Source organism: Enterococcus sp. DIV1279b, assembly GCF_050531515.1.
Taxonomy (GTDB): Bacteria; Bacillota; Bacilli; order Lactobacillales; family Enterococcaceae; genus Enterococcus_D; species Enterococcus_D casseliflavus.
This window is the reverse complement of sequence record NZ_CP172891.1, coordinates 2,967,166-2,992,341: the sequence shown is the minus strand read 5'-3', so window position 1 is coordinate 2,992,341 and position 25,176 is coordinate 2,967,166. Positions and strand designations below refer to the sequence as shown.

General features: G+C 35.6%; 26 protein-coding genes. 14 read left to right on the top strand and 12 right to left on the bottom strand.

Going from position 1 to position 25,176, the window contains the following annotated elements:
* Positions 1 to 44 precede the first annotated feature (44 nt).
* Positions 45 to 500, bottom strand: coding sequence for a YehR family lipoprotein (locus IGI71_RS14200; protein WP_005233973.1), 456 nt, complete (start codon positions 498 to 500; stop codon positions 45 to 47).
* Positions 501 to 868: 368 nt separating this feature from the next.
* Here IGI71_RS14200 and IGI71_RS14195 point away from each other — a divergent pair, with 368 nt between their 5' ends.
* From IGI71_RS14195 to IGI71_RS14180, 4 genes are all read left to right on the top strand, one after another.
* Positions 869 to 1,738, top strand: coding sequence for a class II fructose-bisphosphate aldolase (locus tag IGI71_RS14195; RefSeq protein ID WP_005228297.1), 870 nt, complete (start codon positions 869 to 871; stop codon positions 1,736 to 1,738).
* Between the two features lie 173 nt (positions 1,739 to 1,911).
* A complete protein-coding gene (locus IGI71_RS14190) occupies positions 1,912 to 3,171 on the top strand; it encodes a UDP-N-acetylglucosamine 1-carboxyvinyltransferase (protein WP_060791464.1) in 1,260 nt (419 codons plus the stop codon).
* A 2-nt stretch (positions 3,172 to 3,173) separates the two neighbouring features.
* Positions 3,174 to 4,469: a transcription termination factor Rho gene (rho, locus tag IGI71_RS14185; protein ID WP_005228301.1), complete on the top strand. Its 1,296-nt coding sequence runs from the start codon at positions 3,174 to 3,176 to the stop codon at positions 4,467 to 4,469.
* Positions 4,470 to 4,568: 99 nt separating this feature from the next.
* Positions 4,569 to 4,832: a type B 50S ribosomal protein L31 gene (locus IGI71_RS14180; RefSeq protein WP_005233979.1), complete on the top strand. Its 264-nt coding sequence runs from the start codon at positions 4,569 to 4,571 to the stop codon at positions 4,830 to 4,832.
* Positions 4,833 to 4,848: 16 nt separating this feature from the next.
* Here IGI71_RS14180 and IGI71_RS14175 read toward each other — a convergent pair whose 3' ends face one another.
* From IGI71_RS14175 to IGI71_RS14160, 4 genes are all read right to left on the bottom strand, one after another.
* Entirely contained in the window at positions 4,849 to 6,087 is a 1,239-nt protein-coding gene (locus tag IGI71_RS14175; protein WP_430615849.1) for a tyrosine-type recombinase/integrase, read from the bottom strand.
* 94 nt (positions 6,088 to 6,181) lie between these two features.
* The gene (locus tag IGI71_RS14170; RefSeq protein WP_430615848.1) at positions 6,182 to 6,457 is read right to left on the bottom strand and encodes a DNA-binding protein; all 276 of its coding nucleotides are present in this window, start codon (positions 6,455 to 6,457) and stop codon (positions 6,182 to 6,184) included.
* 45 nt (positions 6,458 to 6,502) lie between these two features.
* Entirely contained in the window at positions 6,503 to 7,342 is an 840-nt protein-coding gene (locus tag IGI71_RS14165; RefSeq protein WP_430615846.1) for a rolling circle replication-associated protein, read from the bottom strand.
* A gap of 219 nt (positions 7,343 to 7,561) precedes the next feature.
* Positions 7,562 to 7,912 carry a hypothetical protein gene (locus IGI71_RS14160; RefSeq protein WP_430615844.1) on the bottom strand — a complete coding sequence of 117 codons (351 nt, stop codon included), beginning with the start codon at positions 7,910 to 7,912 and terminating at the stop codon, positions 7,562 to 7,564.
* A gap of 176 nt (positions 7,913 to 8,088) precedes the next feature.
* Here IGI71_RS14160 and IGI71_RS14155 point away from each other — a divergent pair, with 176 nt between their 5' ends.
* Both IGI71_RS14155 and IGI71_RS14150 read left to right on the top strand, forming a co-directional pair.
* Positions 8,089 to 8,952, top strand: coding sequence for a helix-turn-helix domain-containing protein (locus IGI71_RS14155; RefSeq protein ID WP_430615843.1), 864 nt, complete (start codon positions 8,089 to 8,091; stop codon positions 8,950 to 8,952).
* Between the two features lie 105 nt (positions 8,953 to 9,057).
* Entirely contained in the window at positions 9,058 to 9,195 is a 138-nt protein-coding gene (locus tag IGI71_RS14150; protein WP_430615842.1) for a hypothetical protein, read from the top strand.
* A gap of 186 nt (positions 9,196 to 9,381) precedes the next feature.
* Here IGI71_RS14150 and IGI71_RS14145 read toward each other — a convergent pair whose 3' ends face one another.
* The 6 genes from IGI71_RS14145 to IGI71_RS14120 all read right to left on the bottom strand — a co-directional run bounded on the left by IGI71_RS14145 (position 9,382) and on the right by IGI71_RS14120 (position 13,535).
* Positions 9,382 to 10,692 carry a GHKL domain-containing protein gene (locus IGI71_RS14145; RefSeq protein WP_430615841.1) on the bottom strand — a complete coding sequence of 437 codons (1,311 nt, stop codon included), beginning with the start codon at positions 10,690 to 10,692 and terminating at the stop codon, positions 9,382 to 9,384.
* Positions 10,686 to 10,853 (bottom strand): hypothetical protein, encoded by a 168-nt coding sequence (locus IGI71_RS14140; RefSeq protein ID WP_430615840.1) that lies wholly within the window; start codon positions 10,851 to 10,853, stop codon positions 10,686 to 10,688. Before IGI71_RS14140 ends, IGI71_RS14145 begins: the two co-directional genes overlap by 7 nt.
* Positions 10,850 to 11,428 carry an accessory gene regulator B family protein gene (locus IGI71_RS14135; protein ID WP_430616355.1) on the bottom strand — a complete coding sequence of 193 codons (579 nt, stop codon included), beginning with the start codon at positions 11,426 to 11,428 and terminating at the stop codon, positions 10,850 to 10,852. The genes IGI71_RS14140 and IGI71_RS14135 overlap by 4 nt, the downstream gene beginning before the upstream one ends.
* Positions 11,429 to 11,442: 14 nt before the next feature.
* Entirely contained in the window at positions 11,443 to 12,195 is a 753-nt protein-coding gene (locus IGI71_RS14130; RefSeq protein WP_430615838.1) for a LytR/AlgR family response regulator transcription factor, read from the bottom strand.
* A 204-nt stretch (positions 12,196 to 12,399) separates the two neighbouring features.
* A complete protein-coding gene (locus tag IGI71_RS14125; RefSeq protein ID WP_430615837.1) occupies positions 12,400 to 12,936 on the bottom strand; it encodes a thioredoxin family protein in 537 nt (178 codons plus the stop codon).
* A gap of 86 nt (positions 12,937 to 13,022) precedes the next feature.
* Complete coding sequence (locus IGI71_RS14120) at positions 13,023 to 13,535, bottom strand: hypothetical protein (protein WP_430615836.1); 513 nt, start codon at positions 13,533 to 13,535, stop codon at positions 13,023 to 13,025.
* A gap of 747 nt (positions 13,536 to 14,282) precedes the next feature.
* Here IGI71_RS14120 and IGI71_RS14115 point away from each other — a divergent pair.
* From IGI71_RS14115 to IGI71_RS14095, 5 genes are all read left to right on the top strand, one after another.
* Positions 14,283 to 15,725, top strand: a complete 1,443-nt coding sequence (locus tag IGI71_RS14115; RefSeq protein ID WP_430615835.1) for an SIR2 family protein — start codon at positions 14,283 to 14,285, stop codon at positions 15,723 to 15,725.
* Between the two features lie 18 nt (positions 15,726 to 15,743).
* Positions 15,744 to 16,364, top strand: a complete 621-nt coding sequence (locus IGI71_RS14110; RefSeq protein WP_430615833.1) for a TIR domain-containing protein — start codon at positions 15,744 to 15,746, stop codon at positions 16,362 to 16,364.
* Positions 16,365 to 16,975: 611 nt separating this feature from the next.
* Positions 16,976 to 18,166 (top strand): hypothetical protein, encoded by a 1,191-nt coding sequence (locus IGI71_RS14105; RefSeq protein ID WP_430615831.1) that lies wholly within the window; start codon positions 16,976 to 16,978, stop codon positions 18,164 to 18,166.
* A 755-nt stretch (positions 18,167 to 18,921) separates the two neighbouring features.
* Positions 18,922 to 19,548 (top strand): restriction endonuclease, encoded by a 627-nt coding sequence (locus tag IGI71_RS14100; protein WP_005228410.1) that lies wholly within the window; start codon positions 18,922 to 18,924, stop codon positions 19,546 to 19,548.
* Positions 19,549 to 19,775: 227 nt separating this feature from the next.
* Complete coding sequence (locus IGI71_RS14095; RefSeq protein ID WP_016608418.1) at positions 19,776 to 20,021, top strand: hypothetical protein; 246 nt, start codon at positions 19,776 to 19,778, stop codon at positions 20,019 to 20,021.
* A 27-nt stretch (positions 20,022 to 20,048) separates the two neighbouring features.
* Here IGI71_RS14095 and IGI71_RS14090 read toward each other — a convergent pair whose 3' ends face one another.
* On the bottom strand, positions 20,049 to 20,822 hold the full coding sequence (locus tag IGI71_RS14090; protein ID WP_060791463.1) for a MurR/RpiR family transcriptional regulator: 774 nt from the start codon (positions 20,820 to 20,822) through the stop codon (positions 20,049 to 20,051).
* 180 nt (positions 20,823 to 21,002) lie between these two features.
* Between IGI71_RS14090 and IGI71_RS14085 the strand changes: the two genes are divergently transcribed.
* From IGI71_RS14085 to IGI71_RS14075, 3 genes are all read left to right on the top strand, one after another.
* Complete coding sequence (locus IGI71_RS14085) at positions 21,003 to 22,574, top strand: alpha-glucoside-specific PTS transporter subunit IIBC (RefSeq protein ID WP_016612789.1); 1,572 nt, start codon at positions 21,003 to 21,005, stop codon at positions 22,572 to 22,574.
* Between the two features lie 28 nt (positions 22,575 to 22,602).
* Positions 22,603 to 23,934, top strand: a complete 1,332-nt coding sequence (locus IGI71_RS14080; RefSeq protein WP_010749959.1) for a 6-phospho-alpha-glucosidase — start codon at positions 22,603 to 22,605, stop codon at positions 23,932 to 23,934.
* A gap of 65 nt (positions 23,935 to 23,999) precedes the next feature.
* Entirely contained in the window at positions 24,000 to 25,166 is a 1,167-nt protein-coding gene (locus IGI71_RS14075; RefSeq protein WP_201705288.1) for an MFS transporter, read from the top strand.
* Positions 25,167 to 25,176 lie beyond the last annotated feature (10 nt).

Genomic DNA, 25,176 nt, shown 5'->3' with positions numbered 1-25,176 from the left:
CGCCAGCGGGAAACCCATGTTGATTTGCTGGTGCCTAGAGAGGATTATTCTTTTAGCTTATACCCTTGATCTAAGAGCATTTCCTCTGTACGTTCCATGCTGATCCCATTTTCGGTGTTTCCTTCGAAACTAACCCCAGGCAATTGTTTCGCTGAATCATAATCCAACTCATCATAATTGATGGTCAATGATTCAGTCGCTTCACTATCTGTATAGTCGAGGGAATAGTCCAACCCTTTGACTTGCTGATACTGTTCTGCAATCGGATCAAGCACGGTTTGTGCTTCTTCTTTAGTCGTTACCCCGATCGCTGAATAAGGCATGACATTGTTCGCAGTCTGAGTTTTTACTTTATCGCCTTCATAAGTGAAGACCAGTTCCATCGAAACCCCATTTTGATCCATTGTGAATGTTTTGGTTTCTTCCTTGGCCCCCGAGCTACAGCTTGCCAAGAAAAGAACTCCGATGACTGCCAAAAATCCAATAAGCGCTTTTTTCATTTTATCCCTCCTTTTTTACATAATAATATAGCCGCTTTCACAAGGCTATTCTTATGCTCAAAAGAGAAGAAGAAAGGATTTGCTGGAAGATTATGATAAAATAACGAAAAAATATGTGAAATTTTTCTCGAATTTTCACATGCCGATTTGTTATCTAACGACCACAGACAGAAGAGCAAAACCTTACAGAATCCTAGACTTTCAGAAAAGATGATGAAAATGCTGGATTTTTATATTTGTGCAATCTTTTTTTGAAAAGAGAAATTCCTCTTTTTAGTAGCAAATACCGCAAATCTTTGCTAAAATAGCATTGTCGGTTAAGCATTGCTTAACAAATAAAGTTTTTCAAAACTTAGGAGGAATTTTTTATGCCAGTAGTATCAGGAGCTGAATTCTTAAAAGCTGCTCGTCAAGGCGGATATGCAGTCGGCGGATTCAACACAAACAACTTAGAATGGACACAAGCGATTTTAAAAGCTGCTGAAGCGAAAAAAGCGCCAGTTCTAATCCAAACTTCAATGGGTGCTGCCAAATATATGGGCGGATACAAAGTTGCTAAAGACATCGTTACAAACTTGGTTGATTCAATGAACATCACTGTTCCAGTTGCAATCCACTTAGACCACGGTGATTATGATGCAGCAATGGAATGTATCGAAGTTGGTTACACTTCTGTTATGTTTGATGGCTCTCACTTACCATTTGAAGAAAACTTGAAATTGGCTAAAGAAGTTGTCGAAAAAGCACACGCAAAAGGCGTTTCTGTTGAGTGTGAAGTTGGTTCAATCGGCGGAGAAGAAGATGGAATCATCGGTTCTGGCGAATTAGCTGACATCGAAGAATGTAAACAAATGGTTGCAACTGGTATTGATTACCTAGCTTGCGGAATTGGTAACATTCACGGTCAATACCCTGAAAACTGGAAAGGCCTTGCTTTTGACCACTTACAAGCAATCGCTGATGCAGTAGGTTCTGATGTACCATTAGTATTACACGGTGGTTCTGGTATTCCTCAAGACCAAATCGAAAAAGCAATCTCAATGGGTGTTTCTAAAGTAAACGTAAATACTGAATTCCAATTATCATTTGCTAAAGCAACTCGTGAATACATCGAAGCTGGCAAAGATAAAGAAGGTAAAGGATTCGACCCTCGTAAATTATTAGCACCAGGTGTTGCTGCAATCGTTAAAGATGCAGAAGAACACATCGACTGGTTCGGTTCAGCTGGTAAAGCTTAATCTTAATCAAAGATCAAAACTCTTAGAATCACCGATTCTAAGAGTTTTTTTGCTTTCCAAGAAAATATTCTTGATGCGGGGATCAAAAATATCCTGCATCTTTTTTCTTTGAGTGATCTGTGCTAAAATTGGAATGATACACATAAATTAAAAAAGAGTATAGGTGGAATTCCATGAAAAAAATTGTCATCAACGGCAATCGTCCCTTAAAAGGTGAAGTCACCATTAGCGGCGCAAAAAACAGTGCAGTCGCATTGATCCCGGCAGCGATCTTAGCTGATTCACCGGTCATTTTAGAAGGAGTGCCTGACATTCAAGACGTGCACTCATTAATTGAGATTATCGAAATCATGGGTGTGAAGACCCATTTTGAAAACAATACGCTAGAAATCGATCCGACAAACATCGTTTCGATCCCGATGCCTAACGGAAAAATCAATAGTCTACGAGCTTCTTACTATTTCATGGGGGCATTGTTGGCGAAGTTTGGTGAAGGCGTCGTTGGGTTGCCTGGCGGCTGCTTCTTAGGTCCGCGACCAATCGATTTGCATATTAAAGGCTTCGAAGCACTTGGCGCAAAAGTCACCAACGAACATGGTGCCATGTATTTGCGTACCGAAGAAGAAGGCTTGACTGGCGAACGTATCTTCCTAGATATGGTCTCCATCGGAGCAACCATCAATGTGATGCTGGCAGCAGTAAAAGCCAAAGGCAAAACGATCATTGAAAATGCCGCACGAGAACCTGAGATCATTGATGTTGCGACCCTTTTAAATAATATGGGAGCGAAAATCAGAGGTGCAGGTACCAATGAAATTCGTATCGAAGGCGTGGAAGAATTGCACGGTTGTCGTCATTCCATCATTCCAGACCGGATCGAAGCAGGAACCTACCTTTCTTTAGCCGCAGCAGCGGGGGAAGGCATTACTGTCAAAAATGTGATTTATGAGCATTTAGAAAGCTACATTGCGAAATTGGAAGAAATCGGCGTGCGAATGGATATCAGCGAAGATGAAATCTATGTGCATCCCTCAAAAGACTTGAAACCAGCGACTGTGAAAACTTATCCTTATCCAGGATTTGCCACAGACCTGCAACAGCCGATCACACCATTATTGCTAAAAGCAAAAGGAACGTCGGAGATCATGGACACGATTTACGCCAAACGGGTCAACCATATTCCTGAATTAGCACGGATGGGCGCACAAGCAACGACAGAAGGCAACATGATTTTTGTTAGCGGACCGAGCCAATTGCACGGAGCAGAAGTTGTCGCTTCTGATTTGCGAGCAGGAGCTTGTCTTGTCATTGCCGGATTGATGGCGACTGGCACGACCAGCGTCTTTAATGTCGAGTATATTTTGCGCGGCTATGATCATATCATCGAAAAACTAACGGCTCTTGGAGCTGATATTCAAATGATAGAGGAGTAATTATGAGCGATTATCTTACGATGGCAGAGTTGGAAAACAAAACCTTAAAAGAGATCTACACCTTTGCCAAAGAGTTTCGAATTCCTTATTACAGCCAGATGAATAAAAAAGAATTGTCATTGGCTGTGATACGGGCGCAGGCGGAAAAACAAGGCTTCTTTTATATGGAAGGAATCTTGGATATCGTAGGCCAAGAAGGCTACGGTTTTTTACGCCCAATCAACTACGGACCGAGTGCAGAAGATATCTATATTTCTTCATCACAGATTCGTCGGTTTAGTTTGCGTAATGGTGATAAAGTCGCCGGTAAGGCGCGCCCGCCCAAGGAATCTGAGCGCTATTATGGATTGATGCACGTTGAGTCTGTTAATGGCAAAGATCCAGAAGATGCCAAAGAGCGTCCGCATTTTCCAGCGCTGACGCCGCTTTATCCGAATCGTCATTTAAAATTAGAAACAACGTCAGGACGCCTTTCTACGCGGATGATCGACATGCTGTCGCCAGTGGGTTTTGGCCAACGGGGACTGATCGTTGCTCCGCCTAAAGCTGGGAAAACCAGCATCTTGAAAGAAATTGCCAATGGGATCACTGACAACTATCCTGAGGTGGAATTGATCGTTCTTTTGATCGACGAGCGCCCAGAAGAAGTGACTGATCTGGAACGCAGTGTCAAAGGCGATGTTGTTTCTTCAACCTTTGACCTGCAGCCTAGCAACCATACCCGTGTTTCTGAATTGGTACTAGAACGGGCGATGCGTTTGGTAGAAGACAAGCGTGATGTCGTGATTCTGATGGATAGTATCACTCGTTTGGCAAGAGCCTACAACTTAGTGGTACCGCCAAGCGGACGTACACTAAGCGGCGGGATCGATCCAGCTGCTTTGTACAAACCAAAGAAATTTTTTGGTGCTGCCCGTAATATTGAAGAAGGCGGCAGTTTGACGATTCTTGCCACCGCACTGGTGGATACCGGCAGCCGCATGGATGATGTCATCTATGAAGAGTTTAAAGGAACCGGCAATATGGAGCTGCAGCTTTCTCGCAGCTTAGCAGAACGTCGGATCTTCCCAGCGATCGACATCAAGAAATCTGGTACCCGTAAAGAGGAATTGCTGATGAGCAGCGAGCAATTGGAAGAAACCTGGCGCTTACGCAACAACATGTTGGGGGATTCCTTGGAGTTCACAGAACAATTCATTCAATTCTTGCGTAAAACGAAGAACAATGAAGAATTTTTAGCGGCTTTTCATGATGTCCATTTCGGAGACAAACGGCAAAAAAGAAATATAAAAAGATAATTGCATCTAAAAACCAAACATGGTAAGATAGTCATGTTGTAAAATCGACAAATCAACTCTGGTGAAGCAAATGAGCCAGGGCAAAGGAGAGAAGAAGAAATGAAACAAGATATCCATCCAGATTATCATCCAGTTGTATTCATGGACTCAACTACTGGTTTCAAATTCTTATCAGGTTCTACAAAGAATTCTCAAGAAACTGTTGAGTGGGAAGACGGCAACACGTATCCATTGATCCGTGTCGAAGTAACTTCTGATTCACATCCATTCTACACTGGACGTCAAAAATTCACACAAGCAGACGGACGTGTGGACCGTTTCAACAAAAAATACGGTCTCAAAGACACAAACGCTGCAGAATAATCAAAACATTGTTAAATCAAGGTTTAGCAGACTTCATTTTAGCTGGAGTCTGCTTTTTTTGTGTTTTGACCATACTTTTGACCATACCAATTGATTCTTGATATTCTTTGGAATCACCCATGAAGTTCGCAAAACGATTGGCAGTTTCTTCGGTTTGTCTCTTACTTACATGGGCATAGATATCCATTGTCGTTTTAATATCAGTATGCCCAAGGCGAACCTGAACTTCTTTGATGGAAGCTCCTGATTGAAATAGAAGACTACAATGGGTATGGCGAAAGCCATGGGGTGTGATATATTTCAATTGATTCTCTTTTATAATGCGTTTTAAGCTGTGATTTACAAAGTCTAAATAATAAGGCTTGTTTTCTTCGTTAGTAAATAGGAGCTGCTTACCACCCTTAGTCGCTTGAATGCCAAATTTCAGAAAGTATTCTCTTTGTCTAAGTTGCCAATGTCTAATAACTTTTATGGTTTCATCATCCAGAGAGATTGTTCGTAAACTTTTTTCTGTCTTAGGTACTTGAAATTCTAATCGCCAGTTTTCTACAGTTGCTAGCGTTTGATTGACTGAAAGTGTATAATTTTCAAAATCGATATCTTTCCAACGAAGACCAAGTAATTCCCCTTTTCTCAGACCTGTAAAAGCTAAAATACGAAATATCGTATAAATTGGATCAGGATATTTCTTAGCAATTTCTAGAAATTCCAACAACTCTTCTTTGGTATAATAGGGAGCTATATATGCCTGTTCATCCACTTTTTTCTTTCGTTTTGGACGAATGACACCATCCATCGGATTATTACGAATGAGTCGTAGGCCGATTGCATATTTAAATACAGATGAAACCATACCAATTAAATTAGAGTATTTTCGGTAGTAAGAATACCAATGATTGACTTGTTTTTGACAATAGGGAATAGTAATTTTTGAGATTTTAAGATGTCCAAAGAGTGGCAAAATGTGTTTTTCCATTGCTAAGTGTTGTACAACATAGGTGCTTTCTTTAACAGTGTTCTTATATTGTGCCATCCATTCGCTAGCTAATTCCGAGAATAAGCGATTAGAGTCCGTTAACACATCTTTTTCTTGTACTTGAACTTTTAACCGGTTATAAGCTTGTTTGGCTTCTCGTTGAGTATTAAAACCGCGCTTGGTAGTATAACGTTTTTTTCCAGTAGATGGATCAACTCCCAGATATGCTTTGTACATATAAGCAGTAGTGCCATTTTTCTTTTTGTATTTTTTTATCATGTAAATTCTCCTTATATAACTTGCCAGTATATTAAGGAATTTTTTTCTCCTTTCTTGTCGGTAATGCTACCCTTTTTTTATTAACGAGTCAATTTCAAGTTTTGAGTTGGTTTAAAAAATTTCGTATGTCATTACGATCAAACCGAGCTTCCTTGCCAAATGGAATAACCTTCAATCCATTCTCAATCCATTGATTCAAACGTTCATCTCCAATTTTTAAAATTTTTTTAACTTGTTTTCTATTTGGATATGGAGGCAAATCAATGACAGAGTGAAATTGATTTTGTTGTACTTGAAGCGAATCAAGAATATATTGAGCGACAGTTTCCGCAAATTTCTCGTCAAATTCTAACGGTACTTGTATTTTCATTTTTATTAACACTTCCTTCAAAAAATTGACTATTTAAATTAGAATTCATTTTTTTATCTTGGTGTAACGAACAGTACTCTCTTGAAAATCCATCTTCATTTCTGGTTGTCCCGATTCATTGAGAGAACTGTAAAAAATTGGACGTCTTACGAGATATTCACTGGTATATAACACGTCTTGATTGTTAGAATCGAAAGGTTGTTCAGCTAATTTGTGAGTTGTTTTTGGTAACTTAAGATTTCTTGATTTAAAAAATGCTTTTTTCTTATGCTCTTTTAAATCCAACTCTTTATCAAAATATTTGCTGATATAACGCCCACGATTTTCAACACTGTCCACATCAATCTGATTTATTTTGACATAACCATGTCCCCAGATCGTGGTTAAGTGGTTCACGGAAATGTAAGGGAAATCAAATAAGATAATATGATAATGGACAGCGCCACGTTTTTGCTTTTCCCACGTCGCAAGGTATTTTATTTTTGCTTTTTTAGTATGATAAAGTGCATAGTTTAGTCGTTTAATAAATTTTTTGAATTCGTTATTTGCATAATCAATATCTTGAACATTTTCTCTGAAAGTAAGTGTTAAAAATTTAGTTCTATTATCAAAATTTGTATCCACCAGTCGTGCAATGTCGAAACGCATATTTTTGTAGTATTGTTGCTTTCGTTTCAAGCTGCTGTATTGTTTTTTAGCGGATAATTCATCGAAGTTTCTTCTTTTCTCAATTATTTCATCATCATAAAGCCAAGCAAGTTGTTTTTTTCGTTCTAGAGTCACTTCTTTTTTATCAGTATTTCGTTTTGGTGTAATGATCGTTTCATAGTCATAAATTTCAGTATACGTGGGAGTTTCAATGATTTTTTGATTGTAAGCCTTCAAAAATCATCACTCCTTGGTGCCTATTTAGTTGTCAAAGATCAAGAATAGATCAGGCATCTTTTTCTCCTGATGTTGGTCTATAAATCAAGTTAAGTAGGAAGTCCTGCTTGGCAGTCCTTCCCGCCTATGCGTTTATTGGGCGGTCTTAGCGGATAGAAACGGCTTGTGGGCGTTGCCCCGCCGTTTCTATCCTAACCACCCAACGAACCCATAGGGAAATTAGTTTTGTACAGTGGAACCTTGCTTTTTCGTAATCAAGGTTGCCACATCTGCCGTTGCCGACAAGCCATAGCTTACGAACTGACCATTCGATCGTCCCCAAGGTGTAATCTCCAAATTGGTAAAAGTAACCATAGCTAAGCCTTGTTGGTTAAGCTTTTCAAGAGTAATCACAGGGTGTTCGGATTTGACTTTGACACTGATTTTTTCGTAGCGTAGTTTCGGTAGGATGCATTCGTAGCTCCAGCCTAGAATTTCCCCATCTTTTTGCCAGCGAGTGACATTGACGACTTGGTATTCTTTTTCGAGTTTTTCTTTTGGTAGGGTGAGATCATTGATTTTAATTGGCATAACAGTCTCCTTTTTATACGATATTTTATACGGTTGATTTAAAAAAATAGACGGCCGTCTATAGTTCGCATTTTATACGTTTTTTTATACGAAGTCAAGAGATTTGTTAAAAAATATATATACGAATCTTTATACGAATGGTATAATAATGAAAAATGACAAGGAGGAAGTCATCTATGTTTGGTTTATTACAACCTGATAAAGTAAAGGTAGGACAGCGAATCAAGGAAATCAAAGAGAGTATGGGGCTGTCCTTTGCGGAGTTAGGCAACCGCTTGGGATTAAAGAAACCAACTATCAGCTCCTATGTTCAAGGTTATGCGCTAGCGCCTGAAAATGTTATTAATCAATTGTCCAGTATCAGTGGAAAACCTGTAGGCTGGTTTTATTTTGGTAGTGTCAAAGAATATATACATGATTATTTAATCTTGATTGGTTATGAACAGTTGGTGGCAGATTATCCAGAAATAGTTGATAAAATCGAGAATGTATTTTATAATGAAGATTTTAAAAATCATGTTTGGGAAAATGGAGTAGGTTATCCAGAGGAAGATTTTATTCAGAATTATTTTGCGGAGTATTCCGCTAAAATCATGCGGGATTATGTAGAGGAGATTACAAGAGACACTCTTCTGAATGATAAATCATTAATTGAACTATCGGAGAAGGAAAAAGAAGATGTGATAGTTATTATCTCTTCTGAAATCAATGATTATATTGATAAGAGTGGTGAAGTTGAATATGGTGAAAAAGAAAAAGTCGTTCATTTAGTCAAAAAAGCGATAAAAAATTTTGATGCGAAACATAACTTGAAATTTAATGAAGAGTATTTAATAGGCAAACTGATTAATATTCTAGGCACAGATGGAGATACAGAAATGTTTATTTCTTCCTTATCACTGTTGTTTACGAATAAGCCTTTTTCCACTCAATGGGGTGGGGAAGAGTTGGTGCAGATATTCCAATCAATACGCCCAGCATTGATTAAGTTGTATCGTGACAAAATGCCAGATGAGTTGAATGATTGGTTTGAGGAATGATTGTTTGGAAATTATTAATCTTAAAGAGTGATAAAACATTAATCAAGTTTTCTAACATGATACTATAGAAGTAGTAAAGATGAATGTACAGGAGATAAACTTTTTATGGATGAATCGTTTGAAAACAAAAAAGGTAAGGTTATATCTGTTAAAAACATGAAAAACGGATTTGGGAAGACAACATTTAGTGTTGGAATTGCGGATTGGTTGGCGAATTACGGAGATGAAAAAAGGTTTTACTAGTGGATGTCGATATCAATACACTCATACTATAAGAGAATTACAGAAATTAATAAAAGCACTTAAACTAAAATCTTACAGAGTAGTAACTGTCATTTTAGTTTAAGTGCTTTTCTATTTTAGTCACCAGACAACACCAATTATCTTTGAGCTTAATTTCTGCAATCTGTATGTAGGTGGCTCATTGTGTTATTCTTGAGGTAGTTCAACGATTTGTTTGAAATAAGGCTCAATGAAAGTAGTGTGTATTGTTGCACCTTTTATTTCATTAATGATCTCTTTCAAAGAAAAAAGTCCCCATCCTCTTTGCTTGTTATGAGTAGTATCTTTTTTAGTTGAATAGCCATGCTGATAAATTTTTTTTAGATTTATAGTTTCTTGTGATGTTGAATTGGAGATGATAATTGTGAAGTTTGCTTCATCTAATATGAGAGAAACATTCATTTCTTTTAATTCAGAGTCTCTTGAATCTTCAATTGCATTATCCAATAAAATAGAAAGTATTCGCATCATTGTATATGGTTCTGTTTTTATTTCTTTTATGCAAATGGGAATGTCTACAAAAACGCTGATACCTTGAAGACATGCTGAGTTTATCTTTGCGTAAACTAGACTTTTAATCTCAGGAATTTCTATTTTGTTTAACTTAGCTATCTCGAAGTTTTGATTATTCAGAATTTCTTCTGTAGGTTCTATAGTTCTTGCATAAATTTCTTTAATCATTTTCATATCTTCTCTATCAATAGCTAATTTTAATGAGTAAAGGATACCAAGATAATCATGTCTAAATGTCGATACCTCACCATACAATTTTTCAACCTGTTCCGTATAATTGCTGATTCGGGATATTATTTCTTTCTGAGTATCCTTACTTTGTTTATATGCACCATAACCTAATAAGGCAAAGAGAACGGCAGATCCAAAGATTAATAGAATGACTAGATTACTAGAATTAATAATTTCTGAATTAAAATTTTCTAAAGTCATAAAATGTGTAAATAAGATGAATTGAAGAAGGAGTACAATAGAAATAAGGTATACAGTACTTATAAACTGATTTTTTCTAATTGAATGATTGAAATTTCCATATATTTCAGAAGAGATAGAGAAAACAATGATGACATGGATAATCTGAGCAAGTAAATAATAATATATAGGATTAATATTGATGAAATATTTAGATAACTCTAAAATGGCATAATTCTCAATATAATTTATAACAACATTCAATAATATTGAAAAGCATATAATGAAAGATACTGTTTTATTGCTAAAAAAATGGGTAACTTTACCTATAAAAAAGTACATGAAAAGGTAAACTAAAATATATTGTAGCCAAGGAAATGTAGTATATCCTAAAACGAATACGATAGAACTCAAAAAGATAATCATAAGAATAATAAATCTTTTTGATATTAATTCCGAAATACGTAAAAGTTTGAGTGTGAAATAAAACAACGCACTAATATTTAATAGAGTAGCTATAAAAAACTCTAACATTTATGCTGCTCTTTTTCATTTGGTTTTTTGACTTCATAAAACCAAACACCAAAAAGTGAAGGACTAAATCTAACTGCTTGTATTATTTTCTCATGTCCCAGTATAGATTTTTCCACCATTTTATTCATTTTTGCTTGTAAATACCGTTTTATTGTATTCATAGTTTTACTCCTCCTGCTTGTATTATTTTATTAGTAAATGGTAGTACCATGACTGCTTCAATAACGATGCCAATTATAATACCTGTTGCTAACCAAGAAGATGTCGCAAAGCAAGCTATTGTTAAAATAAAAAGGGAACGTAAAGCTTTCCATTTATGAATTTTTTCGACAAAAATATTCTGTTTCCCAGTAGAAGAATTTTCTTGAGGTGCGCATAAAAGCAATATGATAAACACCGTAATTATGATCAGTAATTTCATTTGAAATCCCATTACTGTTTTTTGAGCAAAGTAAGGAATAAAGGAAAAGAAAAATAGTGATTCTATATTACATTGTAATTTTGTTGAAGCATGCCAGCCTTTAGCATAAATTCTTATAGAGGCAAAACTCATATAAGAGATAATAGTGAGAGGTAGGGTTTTCAATAAGAGTGAACATAAAAAAACTCCAATAAAATTGCTCAAACTAACGAGAAATATTTCAACATAATATCGAACCCATTGAGAATGTAAAGATTGATCGTCTTCTTTACATTGGAAAATGACTTTACTTATGTAATTAACAAAAGAATTGATGATAGTTACCTCCCTTAGTTGCTAGATAAATTCAATTTTTCTGTTTCAAAGGCTACTATTATTTTTTTATAAAATTTTCTCGAAATTGGCAATATATCATTATTAGCCATAACTGCTTTTTTAGAAGACTTGTCAATTCCCTTCAGGTTATATAAATTTATTAGATATGATTGATGTATCCTAATAAATTTAGGATTTATCTTTTCTAACTCTTTTAAACTACCGTAGAACTCTTTGAGTTGATTAAAAGTAACTACATCTATCTTATGATCGTATATAGTAGAGAAGTATAGGATTTCTTTTAATGGAAGTTTCAATTCTAATGATTTGTTCTTGAAAATAAAAAATTCAGTACTAGAATTAAGATGTTTTTTTGAATAGAAAATTTCTAAAATTCTGATAATTTCTTTTTTTAGTTTTTCGATTTCTAAACTCTTCTCTAGAAATCCTAAAGCAGAAATCATATATTGATATGAAACTATAGCTAATTCGGAATGAGTGGATATAAAAACAATTATGCTTTCAGTATCAATTTCTCGAATTTTTTTAGCAACTTCAAAACCACCATATCGGTCATGCTTCAATTGAATATCTATAAAGAATAAATTCAACTCAAGAGTTCTTTTAGCCAACTCAATTAACTCTTTACCTTTATTAAATTGATAGATTGGTTCTAAAGCGTAATTATTTTTAAGCATTGCATCATTTATTAATTCTTTTAAACCTTCTCTGTGAGGTTGTTGATCGTCAAGAATAAAAATACTCACAAATAATCTACCTCCTTCTGAAAATCAAAATTATTTTTTTCTTCGAGGCCAATTTAAAAGTATGAAGAATATAACAGTACAAATCATAAACCCTATTTTTGTAACAATTAAGCTGGTTGATAATACAGAAAAAACAGCAGTCATTATGAGCAATGCGTACAGTAACAATAAATATTTGTTGCTTTTCATAAAATGAAGTCACCTCTAATTCGAAAGAAATTTATCCAATTCATTGATACCGTCTTGAGTATTATAACTTATGAAAGTATCTGAATTTCCCTGTGTAATTTTGATTAACGAAGGAACTGAATCTATAGAATATTTTTTACGGATAGCTTGTATGTCAGGATCGGAATTGGTATTTTCAGTATCAATATAATAAATAAGTATATTTTTCTGACTTGACATATTTGCTAAGTCTGGCACAAATGCACGACAATAAGAACAGGTCACTCTTCCAAAATAAACATACGGAGATTCATTATCTATAATGTCGTTTAATTGATTTGGTTCGATAGTTGAAAAATTTTTGGTGTATTCTAAATATCTATTCTTTTGAGTAGTATTTACTTGAGAATCTTGGTCAGAAACTTGAATTTCAGAGGTTGTGGTAGTGTCAGTATCAGTATGGACTTCTTCTTTAGCTTTATTATAAAACACTAATACGATTAAAGACAACATTATTGGAAGAACTATAAAAAGTGAAAGAAATATATTTTTATGGTTTTGGATTTTCTGCATATCAAATTCCTCCCAAAAATTGAGGATGAATTGGAAAAGATAAATCATCCTCAATCCAAATTTACTAAATTATAGAGTAATAGCGATTAGCAAAGTAAAGAACCAAGCTGATATGCCAAGCCAACAACTACAGGTACAATAGCTGCTGCTGGACCTGTAACTCCTAAAAGTGAAGCTGCAACAGCATATGAACCGGCATGGATGGCACCTATTGCTGCCATAACAGTAGAACAATTAATAGCCCGTGCTCTTACGATAGGAGTGTTTACTATGTCAGAGATTGGACCATCTCCATTTTCAGCTTTAATATAATAGTTGAAGTTATTTACCACATCCACCAACTCTTCATAAGTGATAGGTGAGCTAATGCTATCCAACTCTAATTGCAAACCATCCGCATCAATGATAACTACTTCTTTTTGTCCGTTATTAAATTGATTTCCCAAATGTCCAGTTAAAACTTCGGCAAGTTGTTTAGTTTGATCGGAATTGAGCGTAGAAACGTTTTCTTCATTAACTTCGGCATAAACGGACGTTCCAGTAAAAGCAAAAGTGGATAAGCACAGCACACCAACAAGAAAAACAATAATTTTTTTCATGATGAAATCCTCTCTTCCCTATATTTACAAACAAATGGCATATCCGCGCGGCTGAAAAATTACATTAATATAGTCATATGTTTGTATATTAAGTGTATCAGGAAAATGTCTGAAAACTCTATCTTATTCCCGAAACGGGTCGTTTATTTCCCTATTTAGCAAAAATACAAACTAAAAACAGTAAATGAATTTTTTTATGGGTTAACAAGTATATCCTACTTAAAAAAATAGATGTTTTATAAAATTTTATTTATTTTAGAATAGCCATATTAAAATAATTTATTAGTAAAACTCCTTTTCAAAAGTAGAATATAGTGGCATTATTGTATTGATAGATAAAAACGAATATTACTAGTGTATTCAAAATTGCTCTGTTAAAATTTATTAAGGTGAGAATTTGATGATTAAGGTGTCTTAGATGACTGATAAAGCCCAAGTAACTAAATCAAGTCCAAGTTTATTTTGAAGCTTTTTCAGAAATATTCTACTTATTTATAGATCTTGTATCACATTGAATTAGTTTCTTCATATTTGTGAATTATCTTCATTGGTAAAACGGAAGGGAAATGATATCCCGTTCTTCAAAAATAATTTTTCACAGCATGAAGCACGGACTATTTATTAGACTGCTAGCTCGTTGATTAAGAAAATGAATGATTATAATATCAGTGTTAATTAACTAATAGGACAAAAATAATAATCTTGGAAACTATATTGTATCTATACAGTTTGAAAAAGGAGGATTTTATGGGAAGACAAATGGTTTTAACGCATGATCAAAAAATGTTTATTAAGGATTTTGTAAAGGCTATCAAAAATGATAATGCAGCTATATTTGCCGGTGCAGGGCTATCAATTCCTTCAGGAACTATGAGTTGGCCGGATTTATTGAAAGATGTTGCGGAAGAATTAAAACTATCTAATGATACAACAACAGATATGGCAACTATGGCGCAGTATTATGAAAATCTTAAGGGCTCTCGAACGGAAATTTCCGAAATAATTGTGTCAAGTTTTGAGGATTACATTACCCCCAATATTAATCAGGAATTAATAGCACAATTACCAATAAAAACTATTTGGACCACAAATTACGATGATCTTTTAGAACAAGCTTATAAGAAAGAATACAAGAATGCTTTGGTGAAGCGTTCTCCAACTGATTTTTCTCTGAAAGGTAAAAGCAGTGATCTAATAATTTATAAAATGCACGGTGATTTACAGCAACCTGCACAGGCAATTATTACTAAAAACGATTATGAAACATACAATGATACCCATTTAGTATATACCACTGCACTAAAGGGAGATTTAGTTGAAAAAAAATTTTTATTTATCGGATTTAGTTTTGATGATCCTAATTTAAATTACATCCTTGCTAGAATAAGAGCTTTAGTAGGAGAACATAAACCAAATCATTACTTTTTTATTGAAAAGGTACACCAGAAAAGTAATGAAAGTACCCCGGATTTTGATTTGCGTAAAACAAAACAAGAACTAAAAATTAGAGATTTAAAAAGATATGGAATAAATGCAGTTTCACTAGAGAGTTATGCTGATATTACCCCAATTTTAAAAATTATAAAAAGAATGGTAAACCTAAATAATATTTTTATATCGGGTGCAAAGGTGACAAATACAAAGATAGATGGATTAGCAGATCAACTAGTAACAACAGCAAGTGAAATGTTTGTAGATAAAGGTAATATGCTTACTTCAGGATTTGGATTAGGTATAGGTTCTCAGGTAATAGATGCAGTAATCAATGCTGTTTCAAGGAATCCTTGGCTTAAACTAGATGATCACCTCAAAGTCTATCCTTTTCCACAAACAAACAATACTAATTGGACTTTATATCGAAAAAAAATGCTGGAAAATGTTGGTATTTCTATTTTCTTTTTCGGAAATAAGATTGAAAAAGGAGAATGCGTAGTATCAACTGGAATGATTGAAGAGTTTGAATTAGCACATAAAGCAGGAATCAAGATTATTCCTGTTGGCTGTACAGGTGGCGCTAGCAAACAAATTTTTGACACTGTAATGCAAAATCCAAATGAATATTATGGTAAAAATCAGAAACTGATTGAGCAAATCAATGAATTGGGATCGCATAGATTTGAAGATTATGACGACGTTAATAACTTAGCGCGGTTGATTCTTGATATTGTTATTGAAATGCAAAAAATATAGTGAGGGAGAGAATGTTTTATGGCTACAAATGTATTTATTTCGTTTCGATTTAGTGATGGAAAGGAATTGAAAGAAGAATTAACAGAATTATTTGATTCATCTACAGAGGTATACAATAGATCAGAAGATAAGGATCGTAGCGAAATGAGTGAGGAAACTATACAGAAATATTTGTATGAAAAGCTAAAAAAAACTTCTGTAACCATAGTGTTATTAACAGCTGAAGCTGTCAACTATCGTAAAAATATCTTTGGAACATATGATGATTGGCTATACGACGAGTTGAGATACTCCTTAGAGGATAGGGCAGATAATAGAACAAATGGTGTTGTTGCAGTCTACACGGATGAAAGTAAAGACTTGATTAGAAAAAGTAGTACTCACAAATGTGATGTATGTGGTAAAGAGAAAAGTTGTACTACTATTTTAGATTTTGATAATTTGGTTAGGAAAAATATGCTTAATATTAAAGAAGGTTATAAATCTAATCTATGTGAGGGGTTGTATGATAGTAGCGATGATTCTTATATATCATTAGTTCATATTGATGATTTTAAGAATGATTATACGTCGTATATCGAAAATGCTAAAAATAAAAGAGATAGGAAAGAAGAGTTTGATCTAATTAAAAGAATGTGATTTTTATTGTAATAGCCATAAAATTGCATAATATTCTCTTTTTAAAATTTATTTTTATAATGAATACCTATAATTCAGTAAAGTCTAGTGAAATAATTTTTCTTAATCGTATAGTATGAAGATAGTACAATGTTATTTAACTCAGAAAAGCATTCAGGAATAGTCAACTTAGACTTTAGAAAAACAATCTCTATCAAAATATATTTTGATAGAGATTCAATATACTGGTAAGTTTTTTGACCATACCAAGTAAGATTTACTGGTATTTTGTAGCTAATTTAAATTTTGTAAAAGTGTGATAAAGACAGTATTAAGTTGTATCATTTACCACCAAAATTTCTGAAAGCTATCAAAAAGATTTTGAAGAAATCTTGATAAACTCAACTATATTATTATATTTATCGAGATTCCATTTCTTTATTTATATGTGTGTTCATTAGGTAGCTGATAAACGATTTTTGAACATACTTTTGGTCTTCTTGAATAAGTTTTACTAACAATTTTCAAGGTTTTATTGAATTCTAAATAATTATTTAAAGCGGTTTGTACCCTATCAGGCTCTATCGGTTTTCTATGAAATAGTCCTTTGATAGTTTTAAGGAGAGATGTTGATGAACGAGAAACTACTTAAAAAAAATACTTTTCCAAAGAAAATATCTGGAAAAACAGGTGATTTTTATCTTTTTGGAGAACCCAAAGCGGTATCAAGTAATGAGAATATGGATGAATTCATAGAAAGAAGTTGGTTTACTGGATTTTGCAATGAATCAGAAATTGATAGAATTCTTAATCCTCAAAATGGTAATGACTACATTTTGCAGAAAAGAGCCAATATTGTCGCTGACAATGCTCGTTTTACTAGAGTATATTGCGCGAAGGCAAGAAGTTCAAAAAATTGGTCTTTTGAAAAATCATTTGCAATTTCGCACTATAATAACTTTCTCAAGAGCCTTTCGAATAAGGATAAAGCTCTTTGTGAGCAAATTAGTTTTGGTAATATGTTTTCTGATGACTTAAATGGATATGCAGAAAACAATCAAAAGTTTGGTAAGATTATTTATCTAAATGAATCGTTATACTATTTTATCTACTATATGTCATTAGCATTATTAAACTTCGAAATAGAAATTCCATACAATATACGTATGAATTCTCTTAGAATAGCTATGCGTATCTTTTTGAAAACAGAAGCTATGGATTTTTCTCTTGATCCTAGAGGCAAAGTCCCGAACAAAATAAGTAAGAAAATAAAAAAGAATATTGCATGGCAACTTCAGTTTATTGTCGGACATGAGTTTTCACATCATTTGTGTAACCATTTAGATAAAAGAAACTTGATTAGGCTCCCTTTTTATACAAGTATCGATGGTATTAAGTATGAAAGTGAATTTTTTAATTTAGATCAAAAAAAAGAGTTTGAAGCCGATATAAATTCTTTAATGCTACCCAAATATAATAAATTTCAATTTCAAGAGGTCTATAGTTCTTCTCTACTTTGGTTTATTTTTCTTGATGTAGGTGAAAGTATGATGAATCAAATTAGACCTTCATTTCATTCTTATAGAACTCATCCTAACCCATTAGACAGACTTGTGAAAATTTTGGAAGAAGTTCCTAAACCAGATGGTTTTGATAAAAGCGGTATAGATTTGGTATTGCAAACAAGTGAGCTATTTAAGGATTTCTTATTAGAGGATCTATCATTGAATTGTGAAGCTTTTGAAACATACGGTTCGGCATATTTAGATGAGCCAAATACAGATTGGAGAGGGAGAAAACTGTTTGATAGAGTGGACTACTAATTGTAACGCTTGTTTTTTATCGATTTATCCAAAATGATGCTTGGAATCAAAATTAGTGAGTGGTTTTCTTTTTTCTTACTTTTAATACACTGGCAAGTATTTTTTGACCATACTTTTGACCATACCGAGTAAGATTTACTGGTATTTTGTAGCTAATTTAAATTTTTTAAAAGTGTGATAAACACATTATTAAGTTATGTCAGCTATCATTAAGATTTCTGAAAGCTATCAATACGGTCTCAAAGACACAAACGCTGCAGAATAAGACAAATAACTGCAAATGTTGTTTCGGCAACATTTCTGAGGTTTCCCTTTTACGAGGGAAACCTTTTTTTATTTTTATAGGTAATAGACACTCAACTGCTAAAGCGAAAGAAACCATTCAGAATCTGTTACAAGTAAAGTAAGAGGACTCAATAGATCAGTAAGACAAGAATGTGGAAATTAGCACTATAACGAATCCTATCTAAAAATTTTCTTAAATGAAGCAGTGATCAAGAGTGATTTGATTTAACCTTCGATTGTTATTGAATATTCAAGCTTCAATTGACTTTTAGCTTAAATAAAATTATCATTAAATTAATAATATCCCTATATAAGTTTCTTATTTTGACTTATTTCACCGGATTCAAACGATTTTTTGAGAAAAGTAGATTTTTCCTCTCTTAGAACCAGTTTTATTCTACATAATCAAAGACCACTTACTAGCTAAGCTTTAACTAATCACATCCAAAACAATCAAGAAAGGAAGAGGCATGTTTTCATTTAAGAAAAAGAAGGAAGTTATTAATTTACCAGAACTAAGCAACTTTAATGAACGTACATACCCGAAAAAATTGAAAAAGATTGTGGCTCAATTAGAAACCTGTAAATCTGAGGATTTGAATTATATTGCTGAATGTATTTTACAAAAGATGGGATATACCGTCCAAAACATCGATGGTTACAAAGATGGTGGTATTGATGTGTATGCTTTTTCTAATAATAAAAAGGCAATAGCGGTCCAATGTAAAGCTTGGAATCCGCAAAAGACAACGGAGCGGATCAGTAAGCCACTCGTTGCCGCATTTAAAGGGATTTTTCCAGACAAAGGGTTTCCCAATGGGCTTTTCATCACTACACATTTTTTTACAGATCAAGCATTAGAAATAGCCGGTGATAATCTACTGTTGGTTGACAGAAAAAAGCTGATTGAGCTGCTTGCGCATTTTTATCCAGAAATGATCAGTGAGTTATTTTATTATAAAACCTTGACTGAATTAGAAGAATGCAAGAGTTGTAAAAATGGGAAGAAGTTGAAACTTTATAATAAGAAGAAACGCAACTATTACTATATCTGTGAAACATGTGGAGAGTATAGCTCGTTTAATTATTCATCATGAAAAAAAACAAGAGAAAAGCGTAATGAATGAACGGATATCCGTTATTCATTACGCTTTTTTCGCGACTTATGTCACAGTCATTTTTTTTCTCAAATTAATTTTAACAAATGTGTCCTATACGTCGGGTGTAATGACTAAAACAGCCTCGTTTGTTTCGGTAGGTTCGTAGCCAGCTTCCCGTGTTTTTGACGACTTAAAGTGTATTTGAATAGAAGAAAACGTAAGAAATGGCAATCAAGCAAACCAACAATAAACCAGAGAGTGACAGAAAAAGCAGCATGATTCGTTTCTTCTTCAATCCAAGTACAAGTATCACTACATTCAATAGAAAGAAAACAAGTAAAATCGCTAAATATTCCATAACTGGTCCTCTTTTACGTTTTTATTTATCTTACCAGAGATTGGCTGCTTTTCCTAGCAGAAATTGGCTGAAAATGGCTTATTCAAGCGTCTTTCAAAATACTGTAAGTTAAATGAATTAAGGAAAACCAAGAGAACTTTTATGGCTCTGAGACGCTTGCGGCTTGTTTTTGCCAAGCATCATATTTTAACAATAAGTACTCGATCACAAAGAAAAGTGTGGCGGTCGTTTGAAAGGGAGCGATCGCATTTTCGGTTGACTGGATCTCTGGATTTAAAAAGAAAATCGTTTCAGAACAGAGTTTAGAAACCGTTGAGTTTCTCAGCTTCGTGATCCCGATCGTGTTGATATTGCGCTGTTTCAGTTGCTTTGCTAGTTTGACAACGGTGGGTGACTCACCGTTTAAAGTAATCAAAATCACTAAATCATCTGGCTCGATGATGCGATAAAATTGTTCATTGACTGAGATCGCACCAAAATCGTAGACAAGTAGTCCATTAGGCAAAAATAAGAGTTTCATATAATTGGAAACAAGGTTTTGAATGTCCCCTGAACCATAGACAAAGATTCGTTTGGCATGAGCCATCATCTTGCACAATGCTGTAAAATCTTTCTTTTTTAAATTTTCAATCGTTTGAATATGATTGTCTAGAATTTCGCCTTCAATCTCAGAGAGTAGGGCATTTTCTTGTTGTACCTCGTTCTTTAAATGGTATTTGAATTCTGAAAAGCCATCAAAGCCGATTTTTTGACAAAAGCGCATAATCGTCGTCCTAGAAACGATGCACTCCTTGGCTAAATCATTGATGGACATTGCCAAGCAGTGCTTTTTGTGAGTGGTGATGTAGGACCAGATCAAAAAGTCATTCTCGGTTAATCTTGACTGGTAGGTAGTGATACGGTCTTGCAGCATAGGCTATCTCCTCATTTTATCTCTCCATTGATTCTGTGTGACAATTCACATTTTATGTGAAAAAAACCTTTCAAATGTGAGAAACTTTTAAACAACGGAAAAGGGTTTCATAGCATCATTTTAATAGTAAAATGAGAATCAGTAAAGCGCTTAACTAAAAAACGTGAAGGACGAAAAACTATGATGAAAAAAATTCAAAGGTTCGGCGGAGCGATGCTGGCACCGGTCATGCTGTTTTCCTTTTTTGGGATCGTTATCGGCTTTTCTCTGCTATTTTCGAATCAGACGATTATGGGGGATATCGCAGCACCAGATACCCTCTGGTTCAAATTTTGGAATGTGATCGCAGCAGGAGGCTGGACGCCCTTCTTCCAATTACCGCTTTTATTTGTAGTAGGGCTGCCGATCAGTCTAGCTAAAAAATACGCCGCTCGCGCTACGATGGAGGCACTCGTTACTTATATCGCTTTTAATTATTTTGTAAATGCAATTTTAACTTTGTGGCCAGAATCATTTGCGGTAGATTTAGCTCAAGGGGCAACTGCTGGTTCTGGGTTGACCTCGATTGCAGGAATCATCACCTTAGATACCGGCATGATGGGCGGCTTGCTGATTTCGGGAATCGTTGTCTATCTCCACAATCGCTTCTATGAAAAAGAATTGCCAGAAATGCTGTCGAATTTCAGCGGATCAGTCTTTGTAACCATGATTTCCTTTTTTGCCATGGTTCCTTTGGCAGTACTCATGTGTTTTGTCTGGCCAGTTATCCAAGAGGGAATGAGAAGCATGCAAGGCTTTTTCATTGAATCAGGAAACTTCGGTGTCTTTATTTATCAGTTCTTGCAAAAAATACTGATTCCAACAGGCTTGCATCACTTTGTTTATGCACCGTTTGCCTATGACAGTGCGGTTGTCGAAGGGGGAATGGCCGTTTATTGGGCCTCCCACATTGGCGAGTTCCAAACTACTGCGTTTTCGCTGAAAGAGCTCTATCCGTTTGGCGGTTTCTCACTATCGGGAATGTCGAAAGTCTTTGGAACGGCAGGTCTGAGTTTAGCGATGATCCAAGCGGCTCGGCCTGATAAAAAGAAAAAAGTGATCGCATTGATTGCACCGGCAGCATTGACGGCTATTTTGACCGGAATCACTGAACCAATCGAGTTTACTTTCTTGTTTGTTGCACCAGCATTATGGTTTGTTCATGCTTTACTGGATGCTTCGATCGCCACAATCTCCTATGCTTTCGGGGTTGTCGGGGACTTTGGCGGCGGATTGATCAACTGGTTAGGTCTAAATTGGCTGCCCTTGTGGAAATTTCACAGTTCAACTTATATTACCCAAATCATTATCGGGCTGATTTTTACCGCTATCTGGTATTTTGTGTTCTCCTTTATGATCAAGAAGTTCAACTTAAAAACGCCTGGACGTGAGGATGATACTGCAGCAATGCAGTTGTATACAAAAGCAGATTATGACAACAAAAAGCAAGATGAAAAATTACCAAAACATGTGCGGCAAGCACAGGCCTATATGCACTTGGTAGGTGGGAAAGACAATGTCATTGATGTAACGAATTGTGCGACACGGCTGCGTTTGACTGTTAAGGATGCCGACAAAGTTGCAGATAGTACGCAGTTTCAAGAAGCAGGTGCCTCAGGATTGGTCAACCCTGGAAATGGCGGCATTCAAATCATTGTAGGATTAACGGTACCAACGGTTAGAGAATCATTCGAAGAACTAATGGCCGAATAAAACAGAATCACAAGGAGGAACAAGTACCATGAGTAAGAAAAAAAGTTCAATTTTAATTGCAGGTGGCGGAAGTACCTATACACCATCGCTAGTTATGATGTTATTAGAAAGTCAAGAGCGCTTTCCAGTTAGAAAAATCAAATTTTATGACAACGATGAAAAGCGACAAGAAACCGTAGCAAAAGCTTGTGCGATCATTATTGCCGAGCGAGCGCCAGAAGTACAGTTCGAATATTCAACCGATCCAAAGGAAGCTTTTACGGATGTCGATATCGTAATGGCACAGCTTCGTGTCGGCAAATATGCTATGCGGGAACAAGATGAGAAAATTCCTTTCAGGCATAATGTTGTCGGACAAGAGACCTGCGGACCTGGTGGTTTAGCTTATGGCCTGCGCTCGATTGGACCGATCTTAGAACTAGTCGACTACATGGAAAAATACTCGCCAGATGCCTGGCTTTTGAACTATTCCAACCCAGCAGCAGTCGTTGCCGAAGCGACCAGAAGATTCCGACCAAATTCAAGAATCATCAATATTTGTGATATGCCAGTTTGTTTGGAAGATATCATGGCGCGAGTGATTGGGTTGAAGGATCGGAAAGAATTTGAGACGAGCTATTTCGGCTTGAATCATTTTGGCTGGTGGACCAGCATCAAAGACCATGACGGCAATGACTTGATGCCACAAATCAGTGCGCATGTTCAAAAGTACGGCTACACCGAACAAACACAAAAAGGCCAGCATAAAGAAAGCAGTTGGCTGGAAACGATGTGGGCGGCTAAAGATCTGCACGAAATTGAACCAGAATTTTTATCGAATACCTATCTGAAATATTATTTGATGGCTGATGAAACGGTGGCTCATGCGGACAAAGAGTATACCCGTGCCAATGAGATCATTGACGGACGAGAGAAGTATGTGTTTGATGAATGCCGACGAATCGTTGCAAACAACACAGCAGTTGATACAACATTTGCCTCAAACGAACATGCGTCCTTTATTACAGACCTTGCTTGCGCACTAACCTTTAATACGAAAGAACGCATGATTCTTATTGTTGAAAACAACGGCGCAATTGCCAACTTTGCCCATGATGCAATGGTGGAACTGCCTTGTCTAGTTGGAAAAGATGGCTACGAAGTCTTGTCGATCGGTGATATTCCAACATTCCAAAAGGGATTGATGGAGCAGCAGATCGCATCTGAAAAATTGGCAGTTGATGCTTGGGAACAAGAGTCTTACCAAAAATTGTGGCAGTCCTTTACTATGAACAAAACTGTACCAAGTGCGAAAGTCGCCAAAGAAATATTAGATGAAATGATTGTGGCGAACGAACCATATTGGCCAGAACTTAAATAGGTCCAGCAGGTAAAAAGGAAAGGGATCGGCTGAAGGAATTTCCTTCAGCCGATCATAAACAAAGAATGGAAATCAAACACAAATTTCAAGTAATCTATTTTGTTCAATATGCAACGATGGCGATTTTGATGACACAAATCGTTCCTTTTTTAACTGAGCAAGGCTATGATGCGCTTGAAAGAGGCTGGTTTTTAGCCTCCTACAGCATCACGACAATTCTTTTTCAGTTAGTGATCGGCTATTATTCGGACAAGAGCAAACGATTAAAACGTATTTCGATGCTTCTGATGATCTTTCTGGTTTTCTTCTCCATTAGTTTTTATTGGTTAGGAAAAGACCACTGGCTGATCCATTTTCTGGTATTGGCTATTGCGGGTGGATTAGCCAATACAACAGCAACGGTGCTCGATAACTGGGTATTATCGGAGTCCAGTACTTCAAAAAGAATTGCTTCAATCAAAGCAAACGGCTCTTTAGGGTGGAGTATGATGAGTGTCTGCGTGCCATTCTTTTTATTTTCCAATAATTATCGCTGGTTTAGTTTGCCGCTGCTCCTCTTTTTGCTTATCAATTATACATTTTCACGAACGATCCCAGAGAAAAACGCCTTACCGCAAAAGCAAGGAACAGCAACAAACAGCGGTGTCTCGCTGGCAGACATTCTTCTGTTATGCAAAGACCGACGCTTTTTGGTTTATACGGGACTGTTCTTTCTCTTGTACTTGACGATCGTTGCGAACAATACGGTCGTTATCGACAAGCTGATTACAATGGAAAGAGGCAGTGAATTTGTTGGTCTGAAATGGTCGATCCAATCCTTTTGTGAAATTCCAGCGTACCTTTTGCTGAATCGCATGATTGCTAAATGGAAAAATGAGCGCTTGATTTTGATTGCAGGCATATTTTTAACCTTACAATTTTTTGTCTATTGGCTTGCTAGTAGCCCATTCTTACTTTTGGCAGCCAGTTTTCTGCAGTTTTTCACTGTACCGGCATTTACCATCGGCAGTCGAATGATTATCAGTGCTATTACACCGCCAGCTGTTTTTTCTTCTGGACAACTGATATCGATCAGTGTGTACATTGGTGCGGCATCGTTTCTTTCGCCATTAGCTGGCGGCTTTCTTTCGCAGGTGCTGTCCCTCGATACTGCCATCTTTATCTTTGGTTTATTGCCCTTCGTAGCTTTTCTTATCTATTCTAGCTGTCAGAGAACACTGTCGGCAATCTAAGGAGGAATTA

Bases quoted from the DNA above. Each gene is read 5' to 3' on its own strand.
- IGI71_RS14090 (WP_060791463.1), bottom strand. From the start codon at position 20,822: ATGCTGCAAGACCGTATCACTACCTACCAGTCAAGATTAACCGAGAAT.
- IGI71_RS14115 (WP_430615835.1), top strand. From the start codon at position 14,283: ATGGGAAGACAAATGGTTTTAACGCATGATCAAAAAATGTTTATTAAG.
- IGI71_RS14120 (WP_430615836.1), bottom strand. From the start codon at position 13,535: ATGAAAAAAATTATTGTTTTTCTTGTTGGTGTGCTGTGCTTATCCACT.
- IGI71_RS14080 (WP_010749959.1), top strand. From the start codon at position 22,603: ATGAGTAAGAAAAAAAGTTCAATTTTAATTGCAGGTGGCGGAAGTACC.
- IGI71_RS14150 (WP_430615842.1), top strand. From the start codon at position 9,058: ATGGATGAATCGTTTGAAAACAAAAAAGGTAAGGTTATATCTGTTAAA.
- IGI71_RS14170 (WP_430615848.1), bottom strand. From the start codon at position 6,457: ATGAAAATACAAGTACCGTTAGAATTTGACGAGAAATTTGCGGAAACT.
- IGI71_RS14075 (WP_201705288.1), top strand. From the start codon at position 24,000: ATGGAAATCAAACACAAATTTCAAGTAATCTATTTTGTTCAATATGCA.
- IGI71_RS14125 (WP_430615837.1), bottom strand. From the start codon at position 12,936: ATGCAGAAAATCCAAAACCATAAAAATATATTTCTTTCACTTTTTATA.
- IGI71_RS14105 (WP_430615831.1), top strand. From the start codon at position 16,976: ATGAACGAGAAACTACTTAAAAAAAATACTTTTCCAAAGAAAATATCT.
- IGI71_RS14145 (WP_430615841.1), bottom strand. From the start codon at position 10,692: ATGTTAGAGTTTTTTATAGCTACTCTATTAAATATTAGTGCGTTGTTT.
- IGI71_RS14195 (WP_005228297.1), top strand. From the start codon at position 869: ATGCCAGTAGTATCAGGAGCTGAATTCTTAAAAGCTGCTCGTCAAGGC.
- rho (WP_005228301.1), top strand. From the start codon at position 3,174: ATGAGCGATTATCTTACGATGGCAGAGTTGGAAAACAAAACCTTAAAA.
- IGI71_RS14110 (WP_430615833.1), top strand. From the start codon at position 15,744: ATGGCTACAAATGTATTTATTTCGTTTCGATTTAGTGATGGAAAGGAA.
- IGI71_RS14190 (WP_060791464.1), top strand. From the start codon at position 1,912: ATGAAAAAAATTGTCATCAACGGCAATCGTCCCTTAAAAGGTGAAGTC.
- IGI71_RS14100 (WP_005228410.1), top strand. From the start codon at position 18,922: ATGTTTTCATTTAAGAAAAAGAAGGAAGTTATTAATTTACCAGAACTA.
- IGI71_RS14160 (WP_430615844.1), bottom strand. From the start codon at position 7,912: ATGCCAATTAAAATCAATGATCTCACCCTACCAAAAGAAAAACTCGAA.
- IGI71_RS14180 (WP_005233979.1), top strand. From the start codon at position 4,569: ATGAAACAAGATATCCATCCAGATTATCATCCAGTTGTATTCATGGAC.
- IGI71_RS14175 (WP_430615849.1), bottom strand. From the start codon at position 6,087: ATGATAAAAAAATACAAAAAGAAAAATGGCACTACTGCTTATATGTAC.
- IGI71_RS14155 (WP_430615843.1), top strand. From the start codon at position 8,089: ATGTTTGGTTTATTACAACCTGATAAAGTAAAGGTAGGACAGCGAATC.
- IGI71_RS14200 (WP_005233973.1), bottom strand. From the start codon at position 500: ATGAAAAAAGCGCTTATTGGATTTTTGGCAGTCATCGGAGTTCTTTTC.
- IGI71_RS14095 (WP_016608418.1), top strand. From the start codon at position 19,776: ATGGCAATCAAGCAAACCAACAATAAACCAGAGAGTGACAGAAAAAGC.
- IGI71_RS14085 (WP_016612789.1), top strand. From the start codon at position 21,003: ATGATGAAAAAAATTCAAAGGTTCGGCGGAGCGATGCTGGCACCGGTC.
- IGI71_RS14140 (WP_430615840.1), bottom strand. From the start codon at position 10,853: ATGAATACAATAAAACGGTATTTACAAGCAAAAATGAATAAAATGGTG.